This window comes from Chondromyces crocatus (assembly GCF_001189295.1).
Taxonomy (GTDB): Bacteria; Myxococcota_A; Polyangia; order Polyangiales; family Polyangiaceae; genus Chondromyces; species Chondromyces crocatus.
Genome location: NZ_CP012159.1, coordinates 5,277,938 through 5,297,785, shown reverse-complemented (window position 1 = coordinate 5,297,785; position 19,848 = coordinate 5,277,938). Strand labels below are relative to the sequence as shown.

Below are 19,848 nucleotides of genomic sequence, written 5' to 3'. Positions count from 1 at the left end.
GCGCGGGAGCCGTCTCAAGGGGCGGTCGCTCAACCCTTCGCAAAAACGCACCAATCCGCCGTCCTGGTGGTCCAGAGCGCCCCGAACATGCCGCCATTGTCCGCGTCCGTGCGCGGAAGACAGCCGTGACCGTCTCTCCCTGGCCATCACGCGGAGCGGAGCGCCCTCCTCTGCTGCGTTCTCACGCCAGCGGCCAGGCGTGGCCGTCACGCCGTCGTCCCTCGTGTCACCCTGCGTGTCGGAGGAGCACCAGCTCCTCCTGCAGGCGCACGAGATGCACCTCTCCAATCCTTGACCAGGCAGACTTCCGTGGGTAATGCCCACGTGCCACCTCCACCTGAACGCCGGTGCACCATCGCAACCGGCGGCCAAGGAGCCACGCGTGTCACGTACTCAGCCGCCGCTCGAAGACGATGAAGCCCCGCGCCGGGGACGCCGGAGTGCCCGCCCGCCTGGCGGCAGTCCCCCCGAGCCGCCCGAGGCCGAGACCACCCCCCTCGCGCTCGAGGCGCAGCGACGTTACCTGAACTACGCCTTGAGCGTCATCACGTCGCGCGCGCTGCCCGACGTGCGTGACGGGCTGAAACCCGTACAGCGGAGAATCCTCTACGCCATGCAGCACGACCTGCGCCTCACCCCGGACGCGAAGTTCCGGAAGAGCGCCGCGGTCGTGGGCGACGTGATGGGTAAGTACCACCCCCACGGAGACTCTTCGATCTACGAGGCCATGGTGCGCCTCGCACAAGACTTCGTGATGCGCGCACCGCTCGTGTCAGGACACGGCAACTTCGGCTCCATCGACGGCGATGCCCCTGCGGCCATGCGCTACACGGAGGCCAAGCTTCGACCTCTGGCGATGGAGCTGCTCTCCGAGCTGGGTCAGCGCACGGTCGACTGGCGCCCGAACTACGACGGGACCCGCTCCGAGCCCATCGTCCTGCCATCGCGGTTCCCCAACCTCCTCGTGAACGGCGTCCAGGGGATCGCCGTCGGCATGGCGACCAGCATCCCGCCGCACAACCTCGGCGAGGTCATCGACGCCTGCGTCGCCCTGATCGACACCCCCGATCTGAGCATCTTCCGACTGCTCACGAACATCAAAGGGCCGGATTTCCCCACGGGTGGCCAGCTCCATGCGACCAAGAAGGAGCTGGAGACCGTCTACACGGCCGGCCAGGGCTCGCTGAAGCTTCGCGGCGAGTGGCAGCTGGAGGAGCCCGAGGACAAGCGAGGCGCGCCCCAGATCATCATCACCTCCATCCCCTACGCCGTGGAGCGCAAGGCGATCGTGGAGAAGATTGCGGACGTCATCCTCTCCAAGAAGCTCCCAGCACTCGTCGATGTGCGCGACGAGTCCACCGAGGAGGTCCGCGTGGTCCTGGAGCTGAAGCGCGCGAGCGATCCGCAGCTCGTGATGGCGTACCTCTACAAGCACACGCCGCTCGCCATCAATGTTCAGGTCAACCTCACCTGCCTGGTCCCCACGGAGAAAGCCGACGTCTCCACCCCCAGGCGGCTCAACCTCCACGAGATCCTCACGAACTTCCTCGAGTTCCGTCACACGACGGTGACCCGGCGCATCGAATTCCAGCTCGGTGAGCTGCGCCAGCGCATCCACATCCTCGAAGGGTTCGAGAAAGTCTTCGATGCCCTGGACGAGGTGATCAAGATCATCCGTCGGAGCGAGGGCAAAGCAGACGCAGCCGACAAGCTGATGAAGCGCTTCGCGCTCAGCGAAGAACAGGTGGACGCCATCCTGGAGCTCCGCCTCTACCGCCTCGCTCGCCTGGAGATCCTGGTCGTGCAGCGCGAACTGGCCGAGAAGCGGGCGGAAGCGAACAAGCTGCAGGCCTTGCTCGCGAGCGACACGAAGCGTTGGCACCTCGTTCGAGACGAGCTCCTCGAGCTGAGGCGCTCGTACTCGGACCGGCGTCGCACCAAGGTCGTCGGGGCCATCGAGGAGCCAGAGTACCAGGAGGAGGACTTCATCATCGCGGAGGATGCCAACGTCATCCTCTCGAGCCAGGGATGGGTGAAGCGCGTCCGCGAGGTGAGGGACCTCTCCACGACCCGCCTCCGAGATGGCGACACGGTCCTCGCCGCCATCGCCGGCTCGACCCGCGCCTCCGTCGCGTTCTTTTCCAACCTCGGCTCCTGTTACGTGTGCCGCATCCACGACGTCCCTCCATCCAGCGGGTACGGCGATCCGGTGCAGAAGCTGTTCAAGCTCGGCGACGGCGAACGGATGATCGCGATGTACTCCTTCGATCCGCGCGCACTCGAAGTACCGCCACCATCGGAGGGAGCCACCGATCCGGAGCCACCGCTCGCAGTCGCCGTCACGCGCGGCGGCCAGGGCTTCCGCTTTTCCCTCCGCCCGCACCGAGACCCCTCCACACGGGCCGGCCGCCGCTTCGCTCGCCTGAACGAAGGTGACGAGGTGTTCGCCGTGCTGCCCCCGGGTGCGCGCGACGAGGACATCGTCCTCTGCGCATCGAGCGATGGTCACGCGCTCGGCGTCTCGGCCGGAGAACTCCCGAGCCTCGCCGGGCCGGGCAAGGGCTCGATGCTCATGAAACTCGAGGAGGGAGAGCGCTTGATCGCGACGACGCTCGCTCTCGGAAGCAATGAGGTCCTGACCGTCGAGACCGACAAGGGGAAAATCCTGGACCTCCGTGCCGACAAGATCGCCGGGGCTCGTGGCGGCAAGGGCCACCCGATCGTCAAGCGGGATCGCTTCGCCCGTGGTGTGCCCACCCCCGTCGTGGCGCCGACCCTGGAGGTGAGCTGACATGGCTGCGACGACGACGCCTCGGTACACCGCCGCAGACATCGAGGTTCTGGAGGGACTCGAACCCGTCCGCAAGCGACCGGCGATGTACATCGGCGGGACCGACCTGCGTGGTTACCACCACCTCCTCTGGGAGATCGTCGACAACTCCGTCGACGAGGCGATCAACGGCTTCGCCCGCGAGATCAAGGTGCACCTGGACGCCGATCACCAGGGCGCCACGGTGAGCGATGACGGCCGCGGAATGCCCGTCGACATCCACCCCAAGTACAAGCGCTCGGCGCTGGAGCTCATCCTGTGCACGCTCCACGCTGGTGGTAAGTTCTCCAGCTCGAATTACAAAGTCTCGGGCGGGCTCCATGGCGTCGGCTCCAGCGTCGTGAACGCGCTTTCCGAAGAACTCGACATCCGCGTCCTGCGCGACGGCTTCGAGCACACGCAGTCCTTCTCGCGCGGCCAGCCCACGACGAAGCTCAAGCGCGGCGGCACCACCCGCAAGCACGGAACGACCGTGCATTTCCGCCCCGATCCACAGATCTTCGGCAAAACCGCGCGTTTCAACGCCGACCAGATCCGCGAGCGCCTCGAGGCCAAAGCCTACCTCCACGCCGGCCTCACCATCATCTTTCACGACGAGGCCACCAAGGAGACCGTCGAGTTCTCTCACCCCAACGGGATCGCCGATTTCCTCCCCAAGCTGATCGCGCAGCGGGGTAAGCCGGTGACGCACCCGAACCTCTTCTTCATCGCACGTGAAGCGACCTTGCGCACAGACAGTGCAGGCGAGACGGAGCCGCGCGTCATGAAGATCGAGGCCGCGCTCCAGTGGACCGAATCGACGGACGACTACGTCAGGTCCTACGTCAACGGCATCCCCACGCACTCGGGCGGCACGCACGAGTCCGGCTTCGGCACGGCGATCGTGAAGGCGGTGCGCGCGTTCATCGAGGCCAAGAAGATCCAGCCCAAGGGGGTGACGCTCACCGCCGACGACATCCGCGAAGGCATCGTCGGTGTGCTCTCCGTGTACGTTCCGGATCCTCAGTTTCAGGGGCAGACCAAGGACCGGCTGAACAACACCGAGGTGGCACCGGCCGTCGAAGGTGCCATCCGGCCGGCCGTCGAGCAGTGGCTGCTCGAGAACGGCTCGTCCGGAGAGGCCATCGTGGCGCGGGCGATCCTCGCGGCGAGAGCGCGCGAAGCCCGGCGAGAAGCGACGGCTCAGGTGCTCCGCAAGACGCCGGTGTCCCATCGCCTCAACCTGCCCGGGAAGCTCGCGGACTGTTCCTCGACGGATCCTGCCGAGAGTGAGCTGTTCCTCGTCGAGGGCGACAGCGCAGGCGGATCGGCCAAACAGGGGCGAGATCGAAGGACCCAGGCCATCCTCCCCCTCCGGGGCAAGGTCCTCAACTCCGAGCAAGCGTCCACCTCCAAGGTGCTGGGAAACCGCGAACTCCAGGACATCGTGAGCGCCCTCGGCTGTGGCTTCGGCAAGGATTTCGACGCCTCGAAGCTCCGCTACGGCCGCATCTTCCTGCTGATGGACGCCGACAGCGACGGACAGCACATCGCCACCTTGCTGCTCACGTTCTTCTATCGCCACCTCCCCGGACTCCTGCGCGGCGGCCACGTGTACCTCGCGCAGCCTCCGCTCTACCGCATCGACGTCGGCAAAGAGACGCACTGGGCTCTCGACGACGCGGAGCGGAATCGCATCCTCGCCAGACTCCCGAAATCAGCGAAAGCGGACATCTCCCGCTTCAAGGGCCTCGGTGAAATGCCCGCCGAAGATCTCCGCATGACCACGCTCGACATCCGGCGTCGGCGTCCGCTGCGCGTGGTGATCGAGGGCGAGCTGGAGACGGACCGGATCCTGAACGAGCTGATGGGCAAGGACCCTCAGGCCCGGTTCCGCTTCATCATGGAGCGCGCCTCGGGCGCAGAAATCGACGTCTGAGTTCATCTCTTTTTGAAGCGCTGAGCGCCTGCCCCGTCCAACACCGATCGCCTTGATTTCGAGCCTGTTGAATGGCATTCGCGCACAGTGCGCACCCCCCTGCGCACCGCCCCCACCATCACGGATCAACCCGCGACAGACGACGCTCCATCGCGTGAACCAGCGGCTACACCCCCATGGCATCCACGGCAGGGCTCGATGTGGAAACTCCCATCGTGATGCCTTGTTTCTGGGGGAAACAGCGCCACTTCGCCGGCCGAGCCGCGTTGCGGCCTGACGGTTGCAATCACCTCTGAGCGACCAGCGCGGCGCTGCCGAGGCTGGCCCCAACGCTGGAGAGGTACGCTGTGACCAACGCGCTTTCCCTTTCGCATCGGACTGCACTCCCGGCAACGCACGTCTCCTCTGGAGGTCGGCTCGGCTCGCCGTCCTCGCAAGCCGCAGGAGCGCGCGTGCCCTTGCTCCCTCTGCCTCCACTCCCGGCCCGCCCCGCCCCCGCTCCCCCCAGGAGCACCCCGGAGCGGCTTCAGCTCGGCCGTGAGCGAATCCGTCAGGCCGCCGAGTCCGGCCAGCGGATCCGATCGTATGAAGTGGCGCTCGACCTCGACCTGTCCGAGTTCCACTTCGCTCGGCTCTTCCGTGCGGCGTTCGGACGATCACCGCACACGTACTACGACGAGGTGCGCGCCGAGCGCGCTCGGCTCCTCCTGAGCGAGGGCCTCACCGAAGGCGAAGTCGCACGCCGGGTCGGCTTCCGACGCCCTGCCGAGCTGCGCTCCCTCCTCGCCAAGCGCGCTGTGCCGGATGATGCCACCACGTCGAACGTGAATGCACCCGAGACAGCTGGCCAGGACGGCTGAGGCCCACCTACAGCCGGCGGTGCTCGAGCGCCGGCACGCGCGCACGGACACGGGAGAGGTAGGCGAGATCGAGCGGCGCCGTCACCACCCCCTCTCCCTCCGAAGCCTGCGCAATCACCTCACCCCACGGATCGATGATGCAGGACTTGCCGAACGTCGCGCGGCGATGGGGATGCGTTCCCCACTGCGCCGCCGCGACGACATACGCCTGCGCCTCGATGGCGCGCGCCCGAAGCAGCACGAGCCAGTGATCCTTCCCGGTGAGCAGCGTGAACGCCGCGGGCACCACGATCACCTCGCACCCCTCCGCAGAGAGGCGCCGGTACAGCTCCGGAAAGCGCAGATCGTAACAGATCGAGAGCCCCACCCGGAGGCCGTCGATCTCGACGATCTGGGCCTCGCTCCCCGCCATCGTGGAGGCCGACTCGCAGTACCGCATGCCGTCTGTCGTCTCGACATCGAACAGGTGGATCTTGCGGTAACGTGACCGCAGCGCCCCGTCGGCACCGAACACCGCGCACGTGTTGTACGGCCTCGCCGGATCATCCGAGCGCTCGGGAAAACCGCCTGCGACGATCGTGACACCTGCGCTCCGCGCGATCTCGGCGATCCGCCTGGCGATCGGACCGTTGGCCGCGTCCAGGTCCTCCGCGAAGCCACGCTTGCCGTCCTCGTCCCCCATGTAAGCGAAGTTCTCGGGAAGCAGCACCGTGCGTGCTCCGCGCTGGGCGGCCTCGTCCACGAGTGCCGCGACGCGATCGAGGTTCTCCTCGATCTCACCCTGGCTCGACAGCTGAACCGCGCCCCACACCACCGGCTGCGCCATGAGGCGACCCTACCACCCTCACCGCTTGGAGGCCGACGCGATCCTCATGCTCCGCCATTCCCACCGCTCCCCGCGGCGCCTGCGCCCGCGGAGCCCCCTTCTCCGCCAGCACCGCTGCCCCCACTGCCTCCCCCCCCCCCGCTGCCCCACGCAGGACACTCGAGCGGCTCACTGTGCCGGCACCGCGACCCACAGTCGTCGCACGCGCACGCGATCACCTCACGGTAGAGCGCATGCTCCGGACCTTCGACCGCCGGGAACAGGCAGTCCCGCTGGCACGTCACGTCACGGCCACACGCCGAGAGGCAAAGGCTGATGTCCGTACATGCCGCGCCGCTGCAAGCGTCGCTCACCGCCTTGCACGCGGCGCCCGGCGCCGTGGCCGCGTTCACGCAGTCGGCACAGGTGGCCCGAGAGCCGCCATAGGCCGCAGCGCACTCGCAGATGTTTCCTGGCCCCTCTGCGCTCGTCGTGGTCGTGGTCGTCGTGCCCCCCGTGGCGCCGCTTGCGCCTGCGCCGCCTCGCGGAGGTGGAAGCTCATCGCCCCCACCGCAGCTCACGATGATCGCGACGAGCGCCGAGACGCTCCCGGCGAGCGCCAGGACATTCCTCATGCGTCCAAGAATACCCAGGCCCGCCCTCGGAGGCGTCCCTCCCAGCGTCTCGTCGGGTCCTGGACCCGACGCCCGAGACCTCGCGACGCTGCCACATCTCCCCACTCGCGGGACTGGATGAACCCCACTATCCTTGCGCCACCTCACCAGGAATTCTCATGCCGCTCGCACCACTCTCCATTCTTCCTCGCTCTGTGATGGGCCTCGCCAAGGAGGTCGCGAAGGCGCTGCTCCGCCGTCCCGTGGTGGGCGTCTCGGCGGCGGCGCGGACGCCGGATGGCCGCTGGCTCCTGGTGCGGCGCGGGGACACCGGCACCTGGGGCCTCCCAGGCGGCACCCTGGAGTGGGGCGAGACCTTGCGGTCCTGCGTGGTCCGCGAACTCGAAGAAGAGGGGGGCGTCACCCAGACCACCGTGGGTCGCCTCATCGGCGTCTACTCACGACCCGACAGGGACGTCCGCTTCCACGCCGTCACCGTACTGGTCACCGCGGAGATCGCCGAGCCGACACGGCAGCCGATCAACCCGCTCGAGATCCGCGAGGTCCGTCTCTTCACAGACGACGAACTTCCCCGGGAAATCGCGCACAACATGAGTGACCTGCTCGACGCTGCCCGCCGCGGCGACGGCGAGGCGATCCTCGAATAACTCCCCACCAACGATGAGAAATCGATGAAGCAGGTTGACCTCTTCGAGGCCCACGCCGGCAAACACACGCTTCAGGGTGGCGTCGAGACCGACGCCGCGCACCGCGAGCGCATCGACGATCTCGCCCAGCGGGTCGAACGTCACCGGGCCCTTTACTACGCCGGCAACCCCGAGATCTCCGACGCCGCCTACGACGCCATCGAGGACGAGCTGCGCGCGCTCTCGCCGACCCACCCGGTCCTCGCCCGCGTCGGCTCGGCCTCTCTGGTGACCGAGTGGGAGAAGGCACGGCACGAGATCCCCATGGGATCGCTCAACAAGGTCGTCAACGAAGACGAGCTTCGCGCCTGGGTCGCGCGCTGTGAAGAGCTGCTCGCCAAGGAGGCTCATTCCCCGGTCGAACGCGAGCTGTTCGTCGCCGAGAAGCTCGACGGCATCTCCATCGAGGTCCTCTACAAGGACGGCAAGCTCGTCGACGCCATCACCCGTGGCGACGGTGAGTGGGGCGAGCGCATCACCGCCAACGTCGCGCGGATGAAGGGCGTCCCGGCACGCATCCGGGAGCGCGGCCACCTCTCGGTGCGCGGCGAGATCATCCTCCGCCTGTCGGACATGAAGCGACACTTCCCCGGCGTCACGAGCCCCCGCAACATGGCCGCGGGCCTCTCCAAGCGCTTCGATGGCCAGGGCGCCGAGCACTGCACCGTGCTCTTCTACGATGTCGCCGAGCACGCCGAGATTCCCACCTGCCGCAAGCGCTTCGACTGGCTGCGCGAACTCGGGTTCGGCACCCCTCAGGCAGGCCACAGCACGCTCGACGACGTCATCGAACTCTACCGCAACTACGCCAGCGGACGCCGCGCCGCCCTCGACTACGAGATCGACGGCCTCGTCGTCTACGTCGACTCTCTCCACGTGCAGACCTTGCTCGGGGACCTCAACCGGAGACCGCGCGGAGCGGTCGCCTTCAAGTTCGCCTCCCCCGCCAAGGTCTCCAAGGTGCTCTCCGTCCTCTGGGACACGGGCCCCAGCGGCCGCGTCACCCCAGTCGCCATCGTGGAGCCCGTCGAACTCGCCGGCGCGATGGTGCAGCGCGCCTCGCTTCACAATGCCGCGCACGTGCGCAGCCTCGGCATCGGGGTCGGCGACGAAGTCCTCGTCTCCCGCCGCAACGACGTCATCCCCTACGTCGAGGAGGTCGTCGAGAAGCGGGGCACCTCCGCGCAGCCACCCACCACCTGCAGCGTGTGCGGGGCATCGCTCGTCACCGAGGGCGAGTACATCCTCTGCCGGAACAACAGCTGCCGCGCCCTCATCGAGGGCAGGATCCACAACTGGATCGATGCCATCGGCGCCCTCGAGTGGGGCGACAAACTCATCGAACAGCTCGTGGCAGCGGGCCTCGTCCGCGAGCCCCTCGACCTCTACAACCTCCAGGTCAAGGACATCGCCGGCCTCGAGCGCCGCGGCGAGAAGATCGCCAAGAAGTGCCTCGACCAGATCAAGAACCGCCTGCCCCTCACGCTCCCGGTCTTCCTGACCGCGCTCGGCATCGAGGGCTTCGCCTTGCAGACGGCGCGGCTCCTCGTCTCTGCCGGGTACGGCACGCTCGACAAGATCCGCACGGCCAAGGAGGCCGAACTCGCCGTCATCCCGGGACTCGGCACCATCAAGGCGGCCAACATCGTGCGCGGCCTCGCCGCCCGAAAAGACGAGATCGATCGCCTCATCGCCGCCGGGATCGAGCCCGTCACCCTCGCCGCCGAGGGCCCCCTCGCGAGCCTCACCTTCTGCTTCACCGGCTCTGGCACCCGCCCGCGCGGAGAGCTCACCCAGCTCGTGGAGAGCAACGGCGGCCGCGTCCTCGGCTCGGTGACGAAGGAGCTGAACTACCTCATCCTCGCCGACCCCAGCTCTGCCTCCAGCAAGGCCGAGAAGGCGCGCAAATACGGCACCAAGCTCATCACCGAAGAGCAGCTCGAGCAGCTCATCGAGGAGCGGCGCAACGCCGCCGGCAACGAAGGCTGACTCACCACAGCACGTCCTGGAGCTCGGTCACCCCCAGCACCTCACGGAGCTCCAGGACCCGCCCATCCGGCACCCGGATCGTGCCCGAATAGACGCCCGTGGGCTGGAGGAACCTGGAGCGAACGTAGCGCAGGTCCGTGCGATCCTCGTGGGCTCCGCCGGGCGAGAAGCGCAGGTCCACCGCCCCATCCTCCGTCCGCACCTCCCAGGGATCGAGCGGCCGCTCCGGGTTGCACACGAATCGCCCCTCCTCCAGCGGGAACATCTCCCCATCGATCCACAGCGCGCACTCGGCCGCGCCCGACATCCCCTCCACCAGGTTCAGCGCGACCCGCTCCCCGCTGCGCGCCCACCCCTGTGCGAACCCCCAGCGCCACATCGTGCGGCGCGGCAAGAGACCGTTCGAGTAGTCGTAACCACCGAGCGCGCCATCGAGGGAGAACCACCGATCCTTGCAGCGCACCTCGCCTCGAACACGCAGCAGCGCCCCCTTCTCCGTCGCGACCGCGCGGTCCTCGGGCAGCGACGCGATCGCGGCGATGGGAGGCGGCGCCGACGCGGCATCCAGGCGCGCCGAGATGCGGACATCGTGCACCTGCGCCTCGAGCACCAGCTCCTCCCCCTTGCCGCGACGCCCCACGGAGATCCGCGCCCCCGGCAGCCGCCCCTCGCCCGCGAGCAGCGAAGGATCATCCGACACCCGCACCCCCACCGGCAGCCCCAGCGCGCTGCGATCCGCGAGCAACCGCCCCTCCGCGCGACCGTGGACGAACGCGAACGCATTCGCCGCGTACCCGAGCCGCACGAGCGCCACGGCCACCATCACCTCCTCGGAGATCAGCGACAGGTAGAGCCAGCGCTTGTGACGGAGCAGCCGGTCCATCGCCCGCGGCGCCAGCACCGAGAAATCGACGGGCGGCAGCCCTCCACGAAACGAACCAGCGTGGAGCGCGCGCGTGCCGGCATCGAGGAGCGCCTCGGGGGGTGACGTGAGCTGTCGCATGACGCGCAGCATACCCCTCGTTCGCGCCGCCGGGGCGCTACCAGGCACCCAGCGGTCCATACACGCTCTCGCCCCCGAGCCCACCCAGCGCCGCGGGCACCAGGCCCCGCGGCATGCCTCGCGTCAGCCCGACCCCTCGGGCGTCGCCGCATCCTCCACGAGCCCACGCAGGTTGGCCCCGTTCAGTTTCGCCGTCTTCCTCGACGCGCCACGCATGTCGGCGCCTTCCAGATCGGCGTCCCGCATGTCGACCCCTTCCAGCACGCACTGCGAGAACACCGCCGCCTTCAGCTTCGCGGCCCGCAGCACCGCGTTCGTCAGATCCGCGCGCGAGAACCGGCTCCCCGCCAGATCGGCCTTCCCGGCCACGACCCCGCCCAGCTTGGCCCCCTCGAAGCCCGCCTCCCGCAGCCGCGCCTGCCGCAGATCGGCCCCCTCCAGGTTCGCGTCACGGAGCTCGGCGTGATCCCCGTTCAGCCGCTGCAGGTTCGCCTTGCGCAGGTTGGCCCCCGCGAAACCCGACTCCACGCAGATCACCCGCTGCAGGACCGCCCCCTCCAGATCGGCCCCGGCCAGCGAGCAGCCTCGCAGCGTCGCCCCGTCCCAGTGCGATCGCGGCGCCACCACCCCCTCCAGCGACCCCTTCTCCAGCACCATCCCTTGCGCGCGCGCGTCCGGCATCTGCGCCCGCTCGAAGCGCGTCTCCACCCCGCGCGCGTCCTCCAGACTCACCTCGGTCAGCGTCGCCTCCTCGAAGCTCGCCCCGTCCAGCGTCGCGCCTCCGAAGTCCGCGCTCGGCGCATCCATCCGCTTGAACGACGCCGACTCCCAGACCCCCCGCGCGAACGTCGCGCGTGCGGCCGAGGCCCCCGCGAAGCTCGCCCCTGGCCCCCGCGCCCCCCCGAGGTTCGCGTCGACCAGCCGCGCCTCATCGAGCCGCGCCCGCGCCAGCACCGCGCGTGACAGATCGGCGCCCGTCAGGTCGGCGCCCGTCAGATCGGCCTCCGTCAGATCCGCACCGGCGAGCTGCGCCTCGCTCAGACGAGCGCCAGCGAACCCGCAACGCAGAAGACGTGCCCCTTTGAAGTTGCAGCGCGACAGCACCACCCCTCGGAAATCGATCCCCTCCAGATCGGCGTCCGCGAGCGCCAGATCGTGGATCGAGCGCCCGGTGCGCAAACGCTCCAGGATCTCCAGCCGCAGCGGCGACTCTCGGAGATCGGTCCCCCGCACGGACGGCGCGACCTCCACCGACGCTGCCGGCACAGCAGACCCCGCCGGCGCCGCCGTGACCCCCAGCGCCACCGCACCCCCCTCTGCGGGGCCGATCTCTTGCGCCAGCGCGCCTCCAGCGAGCCCCTCATGGGCGGCCCCCTCGTGCCTTGCTCCGCCGTCCTCCGATGCACCAGGCCCCCCGCCCCCCTCGCCGGCGTGCGCCGCAGCATCCACCGAGCTCACTGGCGCCACGGACGCTGAAGGCGGACGGTACGCCTCTTCCTGGAGCGCCGCGGAACTGCTCGCCCCCGCGGACCCAAGCTCCCCCGCTCCCCCACCGAGCCGTAGCTGTTGAAGCGACGACCCCTGCCCCAGCCGCGGCGCTTGCAGCACCGCCTCCACGGGCTCGGACGGATTCCCCCCCTCGGGCGGCAGGACCATGCCTGGCCGCTGCGTCGCATCCGACGGCACCACCGCGCCAGGCGGCACCACCACCGGCGGTGGCATCACCGCGCCAGGCGGCACCACCACCGGCGGCGGCATCACCGCACCAGGCGGCACTACTACCGGCGGTGGCATCACCGCACCGGGCGACGTCACCAGCGCCGGCGGAGCCATCACGGCAGACGGCCGCGCCGGCTCCGGAGGTTGCCCCCCCTCCGGCCGCTTCGCCGCCTCCATCGCAGCCCTCACCTCGTCTGCCTTGATGAACGGCAGCGTGCTCCGCCGAGGTCCCCCCACCGCATCGGCCGCCGCCGTCGACCGCCCCACCGACGACGCCACCGTCTCGCCGAGGTGCGCTGGCACCAGCTCCGGGCGCACACCACCGACTCCCGGCGCAGCACCCTGAGCTTGCCCTGGCGTGAAGCCTCCTACCGGCGCCGGCCTCCCCGGAGCGCCCGCGCCACCGAGACCAGGCGCACCACCTTGCTCCCTCACCGCCTCTGGCCGCATGAACGGCAGCGCGTCTCGGAGAGGGCTCGGCCTCGCCGGCGCCGTCACGCTCAGGTCCATCGCCTCGCCCCCCTCGGGCGGGCGGACCGCGGGCATCCCCACGGCAGGGGTCAACCGCACGGGAGGCCCCCCGGTGGGCGCCGCTGGCGGAGGCATCGCGCCGAACGGCAACACGCTCCGCCGCCCGAGCGCGGGCATCGGAGGCGCTGACGACGATCCCTCGGCGCGGCTCGCCTCGGCCGTCGCGAAGGGCAGCACCGCGGCAGCCGCCGCAGGCCGCGCTCCCGCCACCGTGGTGTCGAGGGGCATGTCACCGCGCTGAAGGAACGGCAGCGCGGCGCGGGCGAAGGCCTCGGCAGGCAAGGTCCCCAGCCGGTTCCGCGAAGAATCCGGCGCAGGAACCATGGGCGCCGACGCCGTGATGTTCGGATCGGACCCGCGCTCCCCGGCGGCTGGACGAAGCGCGACGGAAGGCGCTCCGAGGAAAGGCGGACCCGCAAACCCAGGGGCCCCGGCGACCGAGCCCCCGCCCCCTTCCGGCAGATCGAACCCCTCCACCGTCGCTTCGTTCTCGATTCCAGCCCACGGAGAGCGAGAGGCCTCCACCCCTCCTTGCCCCGCCGGAGACGACACCACCGCTGGCGCCGCGACCCCGGCCGGCGCCCCGACCCTCGCCGGCACGGCCGCGCCTGCGGGCGGCCCGCCGAGGACGGGCGGCCCACCGAGCGCGATCCCCGCAGATCCGAGGACGGCCGCGGGCACCTGGATGCCCACCGACGACCGCTCATCCGCGGTCACCACCAGATCTTCCGGATCGGGCCAGCTCACCGGACGCCCCGGAAGCTCCATCCCCACGAACACCCGTATCGCGCTCCCGACGGCGAGCGCGTCCGCCGGGAGCTGCGCGCGCCACACCAGGCTACAGAGCTGCTGATCCGCCTGGATCACCAGGGTGTCGGCGTTGAACGAGACGCGGCTCCCCTCGCTCACCCCCCGCGAGCTGATCAAGTACAGCCGCCCCTGCACCTGCACCGACGGCAGACGACACGACAGCCGCGGCGTCGAGGGCGTCATCCCGTCGAGCACCAGCCACTCGTCTCCCCGGAAGTACGGGAGCTGCTGGTCCGACGGCGCCGCGCTCAGCGCCCGCCAGTCGAGGTCCTCCGGGATCTCGACGATCGGCGCGTCGAGCGCCGGCCCCACCGAGGGCCCCAGCAGCCGCGTGCGCTGCCCCCACCTCGGCGAGAGCGGCCCGAACCCCGCCGGGCGTCGCGGATCCGCAGGATCGACCAGGTTGGGCAGCCCCGCGGTCCCGGGCAACCCCACGCCCACGGGATTGTCCGGGAACCCCGGCCCACCGTACGCGCGCTCGTACACCAGCGGCATCTGCCGGAACGGCTGCGGTGACGCGGTCCCCGACGCCCGATCCCCGTAGACGTAGACCGTCTTCTCCAGGAGGCGCACGTCCCTGAACACCGAGAGCCGCGCCATCACCGCCGTCGCCGTCTGCCCGGGCGGCGCGTAGGCGTGCCCCTCGACCAGAACCCCCGCACTCGACAGAAACGGCGCGGTCTCCATGGCCTCGACCAGCGATCGCCCCGGATCCCCCTCGCGGTGACGATCCTCCCGGACCAGGTCCTGTGGCTTGATCGGCCATGCGTCGCGCCCATCGGCCATCGCGAACGTGGCCTTCACGAACACCGTCGCCCGGAGCGCGCCGGCGGCACGCCACAAGGTGCGGCCGCACGCCAGCGGTTGCAGTGGAACGACTTTCAGCGGCGGAGGAATCAGCGCTTGCACCACATCGTACGGAGGCCGCACCCCAGGCAGCACTCTCGTCTGCTGGACGTTAGCAGCGCCCGACCGCGGAGGTCATCCCTCGATCCACCATCACCTCCCCGTCTCCCCGTCTTCGCGCGGATCGACCCACGAATCCGCCCGTTTCCGTCGCGCCGGCGCGTACTCCAGCCCCCCTCCCCACCGCGTCTTCCGCCATCGCGACGGGCGCTCTCGCCCGTCCGTCACCCCGAGGAGGGCTCCCCGTCGGGCAGATCCCACAGGAGCGCCCGCAACAGCTCCGCGACCCCCGCCGCGTGCGCCACGCACCCCCGCGGCGTATGAGGCGGCTCCCCGTCGCACAGCTCGGCCACGAACCCCAGCGCCAGCGCATTCCCCGCCGCCGAGGCCAGGAACCGCCGCAAGAGGGGCAGCACATGCTCCCCCAGCGACGACGACCGCCGCGCCGCCCGCGCATAGAACCCCAGCAGCCAGGGCCACACCGCCCCCTGGTGATAGGCCTTGTCCCGCTCCTCCGCGTTCCCCACATACCACCGCACGTAGCTCGGATCGGCGGGGGACAACGAGCGCACCCCGGCTGGAGTCAACAGCTCCAGCCGGACCCGCTCGAGGAGCGCCGTCGCCTGGTCCGGCGTGAAGCAGTCCGGGTCCACGGCCAGCGCGATCAGCGCATTCGGCCGGATCGTCGCATCCCGTACAGCGCCCACCCCCGCCTCTTCCGCGGAGATCACGTCGTATGGATAGCCGGTATCCTCGCACCAGAAGCGCCGCTGGAACGCCTTCCGCGTGGTCTGCGCGGCGGCCTCGGCCCGCGTGGCCAGCGCGTCGTCCCCCGCCGCACGCGCGATCCTCGCCAGCGTCTCCGCTCCCTTCGCCCACAGCGCTTGCAGCTCGACGGGGCACCCCACGCGCGGCGTCACGGGCTCACCGCGCACCTGCGCGTCCATCCACGTCAGCGCCTCCCCCTTTCGCCCTGCAGCGAACAGCCCGTCGGCGCTGAGGTGCACGTCGTGGCGCGTCCCGTGCAGCACCGCCTCGAACGCGGACTGCAGCGCCGGCAGCAGCTCCTCGACGACGAACGGGTGCTCCTCGCCCACCACGTCGACCAGCTGGCGCGCCGCCTCGAACAGCCACAGCGTCGCGTCGGCTGCGTGGTACTCCGGAGCCCCCCCGCTGTCCGGCAGCCGGTTCGGCGCGAGCCCCCCTTGCATCTGCTCGATCAGCCCGCGCAGCACCCGGATCGCCCCGTCCACCTTCCCGGGGACCAGGTACAGCCCGGGCAGCGCGATCAGCGCGTACCGCCCCCACACCTCGAACCATGGGTACCCCGCGATGACCCCGGGGTTCGCCCCCTCATCGCACCGGAACGCCTCCGCCGCGATGCTCAGCCGCCGCACCAGGACCGGCGCCGAAGGCCCGGGATCCTCCGCCTGGATCGCGGCCCGAGCCGCCTGGAGGAGCGCCTCCGGCTCCCCCTCGGGCAGCGACTCCACCGCGACCACCAGGTACGACGACGAGCCCGGCTCCGCCACCAGGTCCACGTGACCGGGCGTCCAGAGATCCTCCTGGAAATCGAGCCCCCGCTCCTGCTCCCGCAGGTACTCGAAGCGCCGCCACCAGTCCGGCGATCCCACGAACGTCCCCTGGTAACGGAAGCAGAGCCGAGGCAGCAGCCGGTTCGGCTGCACACGCACCTCGTTGTACGTCGCCCCATCGGCCGCGGTCCCCACCCGCAGCTCCACCCGGTTCGACATCCCCCCGTTCTCCCGCAGCAGCGTGTGCATGTGCCGGACCGCGAGCAGCGGCCGCAACGTCAACCGCACCGACTGCGGCCCCTGCCACCGGTACCGCAGCACCACCGCGTTCTCGCCACGGACCAGCGCCAGACACACCTCGAGCTGCCCCCCGCCCACCTCGTAGGTCCAGCGCGGCAGCGGATCCTGATCGAAACACGCCAGGTAGAACGCCGTGTCCTCGGGATCCACGCTCGGGAACTGGTGCATCCCCAGCTCCCACTTCGGCCGCCGGCGCACCCCGGGCTCGTTCGGATCCACCCCCACGTCCACGTGCGACAGCATCACGTGGCGCCCGCGCGGCGGATCCAGCGCGGCGACCAGCAGGCCGTGGTAGCGCCGCGTGTGCATCGCAGCGACCGTCGAGCTCGCGAAGGCGCCAGCGCCGTTCGTGTGCAGCCATTCCTGCCGGGCCAGCCCCAGCTCCCCCCGCACCACCACGTGAGGCCACGGGGAAGGCACGGCCTCGTCGCTGGCCAGCGCCTGCTTCAGGTCGGAGAGTCCCGGCGCGCTCCGCCTCATCGCACGCTCGCCGCCTTCTCGAGCGACTCCTCCGCCGCCGACCGCATCAACTCCACGGGCGCGTCCATCCCCGTCCACAACGTGAATGACCGCGCAGCCTGTCCTACCACCATCCCTAGACCATCCCGTGCTCGAAGACCCCGCATCCCCGACAACCGGAGAAACGGCGTCACCGGCGGGTTGTAGACCACATCGTACGCGCGCGCATGCGGAGCCAGCATGTCCCAGGGCACGATCCCGGTCACGTCGTCCCCTGGAGGCCCCCCGAGCATCCCCGCGCTCGTCGCCTGGATGATGAGATCCGCCGTCGCGGCCGTCTCGCTCCAGTTCAGCCGCAGCATCTGCGACGCCTTGCTCAGGATCGGCGTGCTCCGCCCCGGCCACGGCGCCGTGAGCGCCCCCAGCGCGCGGGCGCGCTCCCCCGAAGCCGACTCCAGCATCACCGCCGAGCTCGTCCACGAGCGGGTGGTGACGCTGATCAAGTGCATCCCCAGACGCTGACAGGCGACGATCGCCGCGAGCCCCGCGCCCCCCGCCCCGATGATCACCGCGCGCCGCCGCGGACAAGGCAAGCTCGGATCGCTCACCGCCGGATCGCTCACCGCCGGATCGCTCACCGCCGGATCGCTCACCGCTGGCGCGCTCACCGCGCGTCCCATCCCTGGCACCTCGGCGGCTCCCCCGCGCGCCTTCCTGCTCGGCACCACCGGCCCCGTCTCCCGCATCAGCTCGTCCAGCTCGTCGGCCAGCGCCAGCGCGTCCGTGTTGTACGCGACCACCCGCTTGTCCGGCGTCCGCACCAGCACGTTCGCGGCCCCCACCGCCGCCGCGCTCTCGTCGATCGCGTCGACCATCGAGAGCACCGTCTGCTTGTGCGGCACCGTCACGTTCGCGCCCGCGATCACGCCGCTGCGCACCTCGCCCACGATCTGCCGGAGATCGGCCTCCGTCGGCACGTCGAACGCGCTGTAGATGTGCGGCAGGTGAAGCGAACGGAACGCTGCCGTGTGCATCACCGGAGACACCGAGTGCCGCACCGGGTGCCCGATGAGCACGAACAACCGTCGCTCAGCCATCAGCGCGAGGCTCCTCCGCGATCTCCAGCCCGAGCCGAAGCTGCTCGGTCTCCACCCGCGGCGCCCGCCGCCGCGGCGCGCGTCCACCCCGGGGTCTCCCTGCGCCGCCGCCGCCGGCCGCGCCGCCCCCGGACCCGCCCCCTGCCCCCTCGTCGAGCGGCTCCCCTGGCCCCGCCGTCGCCGTCACCGTCGCCCGCAGCGCCCCCTCGTGGACCCGCACCGTGATCCGCTCCCCCACCCCCACCGATCGCGCGTCGAGGATCGCCCGCCCCTCGCCATCCGTCGTGATCGCGTACCCACGCGCCAGCACCGACAGCGGCGACATCGCCGACAGCCGCGCCACATCCTCGGCGAACTGCCCACGCAGCCCCCGCACGTACCGCCGCGTCGCCGCCCCCAGCCGCACCGTCAGCGGCCCCAGCGACGCCCGCGCATCCGCGATCACCGCCCGCGGATGACGACCCGCCAGCCGCCGCTCCAGCTGCGCGAGGCCCGCCCGATCCCCCGTCAGCCGCCGCTCCATCGCGCGCTCCAACCGCGCCGTCAGATCATCCAGCGCCTGCTGAGGCTCTGCCAGCAGCCGCTCTGGCGACCCGAGCGACGCCATCCGCCGATCCAGATCGGCCCGCGCCGCGTCGAGCGTGTGCCCCATCGCCCGCGCCAGGCGCCGCGTCAGCAAGCTCAGCTCTCGCTTCCGCGCCCCCGCGTCCGGCACCAGCATCTCCGCCGCCTGCGACGGCGTCGCCGCCCGCGCGTCGGCCGCGAGATCCGTCAGCGAGACGTCCACCTCGTGCCCGACCGCGCTCACGATCGGCACCCGCGCGAGCGCCACCCGCCGCACCACCGCCTCGTCGTTGAACGCGCTCAGATCGTCGGCCGATCCCCCACCGCGCCCCACGATGATCACGTCCACCTCGGGCACCTGCTCCAGCAGCCCGATCGCCCGACAGATCCGGGCCCCCGCCCCGGCCCCTTGCACCGGTGCCGGCGCCAGCAAGAGCCGCGCGCCCCCGCGCCGGAACGCGACCGTCACGATGTCGTGGATCGCCGCTCCGCTCCCGCTCGTGACCACCCCGATCACCCGCGGCTCCTTCGGCAGCGGCCGCTTGCGCTCCAGTGCGAACAGCCCCTCCGACGCGAGCAGCTCCTTCAGCCGCTCCAGCGCCTCCAGCAGCGCGCCACGACCCGCAGGCGCCGCTTGCTCCACGATGAACTGGAGCCGCCCGCGGGGCACATAGAGCGACGCCCGCCCCGTCACCACCACCCGCGTCCCGTCCGCCAGGAGCCGCAGCGAGCGCGGCCCCGCCGTCCGGTACATCACGCACTCGATGCACGCCTCTTCCCGCTCGTCCTTCAGCGAAAAGTAGGCATGCCCGCTCGACGCGCGCTTCAGCCCGGAGACCTCGCCCTCGACCCGCAGGTCCTTGGTCGACCCCTCCAGGAGGCGCTTCAGCCGCTTGTCCAGCTCGCCGACGGAGAGCACCTCGGGCTCCCCATCGAACGACGGACGACGCACGCCACCGCTGCCAGGTCCAGACGCCGGCCCTGGCCCCGACACGGGGACCATCGTCTCCCACGCCGAATCCGGACCTTCGAAGCGGCCCGCTGCGTACGAGTCCGGCGGCGATTCACGACGCTGCACCCTTGACTCCTACCCTGCCCCGCGCCGTCTGCCTAGCCTCTCGGGCATCGGTCCGCGACCCAGCGCACCCGACGCGACCTCTTTCGCGTCTCGCGTCAGGTCTTTCCTTCAGGCCTTTCGCGT

The 19,848-nt window shown here is 70.5% G+C and carries 12 protein-coding genes; 5 read left to right on the top strand and 7 right to left on the bottom strand.

The window, feature by feature from the left end; translation table 11 throughout:
- Positions 1 to 382 precede the first annotated feature (382 nt).
- From CMC5_RS19485 to CMC5_RS48570, 3 genes are all read left to right on the top strand, one after another.
- Entirely contained in the window at positions 383 to 2,791 is a 2,409-nt protein-coding gene (locus CMC5_RS19485) for a DNA gyrase/topoisomerase IV subunit A (protein ID WP_050436002.1), read from the top strand.
- A 1-nt stretch (position 2,792) separates the two neighbouring features.
- Positions 2,793 to 4,748: a DNA gyrase/topoisomerase IV subunit B gene (locus CMC5_RS19480; RefSeq protein WP_050431831.1), complete on the top strand. Its 1,956-nt coding sequence runs from the start codon at positions 2,793 to 2,795 to the stop codon at positions 4,746 to 4,748.
- 452 nt (positions 4,749 to 5,200) lie between these two features.
- Positions 5,201 to 5,608, top strand: a complete 408-nt coding sequence (locus CMC5_RS48570) for a helix-turn-helix domain-containing protein (protein ID WP_169796597.1) — start codon at positions 5,201 to 5,203, stop codon at positions 5,606 to 5,608.
- A gap of 7 nt (positions 5,609 to 5,615) precedes the next feature.
- On the opposite strand, the gene CMC5_RS19470 is transcribed toward CMC5_RS48570, so the two are convergent.
- Together CMC5_RS19470 and CMC5_RS19465 are read right to left on the bottom strand one after the other, a co-directional pair.
- On the bottom strand, positions 5,616 to 6,434 hold the full coding sequence (locus tag CMC5_RS19470) for a carbon-nitrogen hydrolase family protein (RefSeq protein ID WP_050431829.1): 819 nt from the start codon (positions 6,432 to 6,434) through the stop codon (positions 5,616 to 5,618).
- A gap of 44 nt (positions 6,435 to 6,478) precedes the next feature.
- The gene (locus CMC5_RS19465) at positions 6,479 to 7,048 is read right to left on the bottom strand and encodes a hypothetical protein (RefSeq protein WP_050431828.1); all 570 of its coding nucleotides are present in this window, start codon (positions 7,046 to 7,048) and stop codon (positions 6,479 to 6,481) included.
- 158 nt (positions 7,049 to 7,206) lie between these two features.
- Here CMC5_RS19465 and CMC5_RS19460 point away from each other — a divergent pair, with 158 nt between their 5' ends.
- Positions 7,207 to 7,695 carry an NUDIX hydrolase gene (locus CMC5_RS19460; RefSeq protein WP_050431827.1) on the top strand — a complete coding sequence of 163 codons (489 nt, stop codon included), beginning with the start codon at positions 7,207 to 7,209 and terminating at the stop codon, positions 7,693 to 7,695.
- Positions 7,696 to 7,719: 24 nt separating this feature from the next.
- A complete protein-coding gene (gene ligA / locus CMC5_RS19455) occupies positions 7,720 to 9,723 on the top strand; it encodes an NAD-dependent DNA ligase LigA (protein WP_050431826.1) in 2,004 nt (667 codons plus the stop codon).
- A 1-nt stretch (position 9,724) separates the two neighbouring features.
- On the opposite strand, the gene CMC5_RS19450 is transcribed toward ligA, so the two are convergent.
- The 5 genes from CMC5_RS19450 to xseA all read right to left on the bottom strand — a co-directional run bounded on the left by CMC5_RS19450 (position 9,725) and on the right by xseA (position 19,725).
- Positions 9,725 to 10,726, bottom strand: a complete 1,002-nt coding sequence (locus tag CMC5_RS19450) for a DUF2804 domain-containing protein (protein WP_050436001.1) — start codon at positions 10,724 to 10,726, stop codon at positions 9,725 to 9,727.
- A gap of 123 nt (positions 10,727 to 10,849) precedes the next feature.
- Positions 10,850 to 14,716 (bottom strand): DUF2169 family type VI secretion system accessory protein, encoded by a 3,867-nt coding sequence (locus CMC5_RS48565; RefSeq protein ID WP_050431825.1) that lies wholly within the window; start codon positions 14,714 to 14,716, stop codon positions 10,850 to 10,852.
- A 200-nt stretch (positions 14,717 to 14,916) separates the two neighbouring features.
- Positions 14,917 to 17,007 carry an amylo-alpha-1,6-glucosidase gene (locus tag CMC5_RS19440; protein ID WP_050431824.1) on the bottom strand — a complete coding sequence of 697 codons (2,091 nt, stop codon included), beginning with the start codon at positions 17,005 to 17,007 and terminating at the stop codon, positions 14,917 to 14,919.
- Positions 17,004 to 18,083: a shikimate dehydrogenase gene (locus CMC5_RS41660; protein WP_245678522.1), complete on the bottom strand. Its 1,080-nt coding sequence runs from the start codon at positions 18,081 to 18,083 to the stop codon at positions 17,004 to 17,006. Before CMC5_RS41660 ends, CMC5_RS19440 begins: the two co-directional genes overlap by 4 nt.
- The gene (gene xseA, locus CMC5_RS19430; protein WP_245678521.1) at positions 18,076 to 19,725 is read right to left on the bottom strand and encodes an exodeoxyribonuclease VII large subunit; all 1,650 of its coding nucleotides are present in this window, start codon (positions 19,723 to 19,725) and stop codon (positions 18,076 to 18,078) included. The genes CMC5_RS41660 and xseA overlap by 8 nt, the downstream gene beginning before the upstream one ends.
- Between the last annotated feature and the right edge of the window lie 123 nt (positions 19,726 to 19,848).

Excerpts from the sequence above, each read along its gene's own strand:
- CMC5_RS19480 (WP_050431831.1), top strand. The coding sequence starts at position 2,793 with ATGGCTGCGACGACGACGCCTCGGTACACCGCCGCAGACATCGAGGTT.
- CMC5_RS19470 (WP_050431829.1), bottom strand. The coding sequence starts at position 6,434 with ATGGCGCAGCCGGTGGTGTGGGGCGCGGTTCAGCTGTCGAGCCAGGGT.
- CMC5_RS19465 (WP_050431828.1), bottom strand. The coding sequence starts at position 7,048 with ATGAGGAATGTCCTGGCGCTCGCCGGGAGCGTCTCGGCGCTCGTCGCG.
- CMC5_RS19460 (WP_050431827.1), top strand. The coding sequence starts at position 7,207 with ATGCCGCTCGCACCACTCTCCATTCTTCCTCGCTCTGTGATGGGCCTC.
- ligA (WP_050431826.1), top strand. The coding sequence starts at position 7,720 with ATGAAGCAGGTTGACCTCTTCGAGGCCCACGCCGGCAAACACACGCTT.
- CMC5_RS19450 (WP_050436001.1), bottom strand. The coding sequence starts at position 10,726 with ATGCGACAGCTCACGTCACCCCCCGAGGCGCTCCTCGATGCCGGCACG.
- CMC5_RS19440 (WP_050431824.1), bottom strand. The coding sequence starts at position 17,007 with ATGAGGCGGAGCGCGCCGGGACTCTCCGACCTGAAGCAGGCGCTGGCC.
- CMC5_RS41660 (WP_245678522.1), bottom strand. The coding sequence starts at position 18,083 with ATGGCTGAGCGACGGTTGTTCGTGCTCATCGGGCACCCGGTGCGGCAC.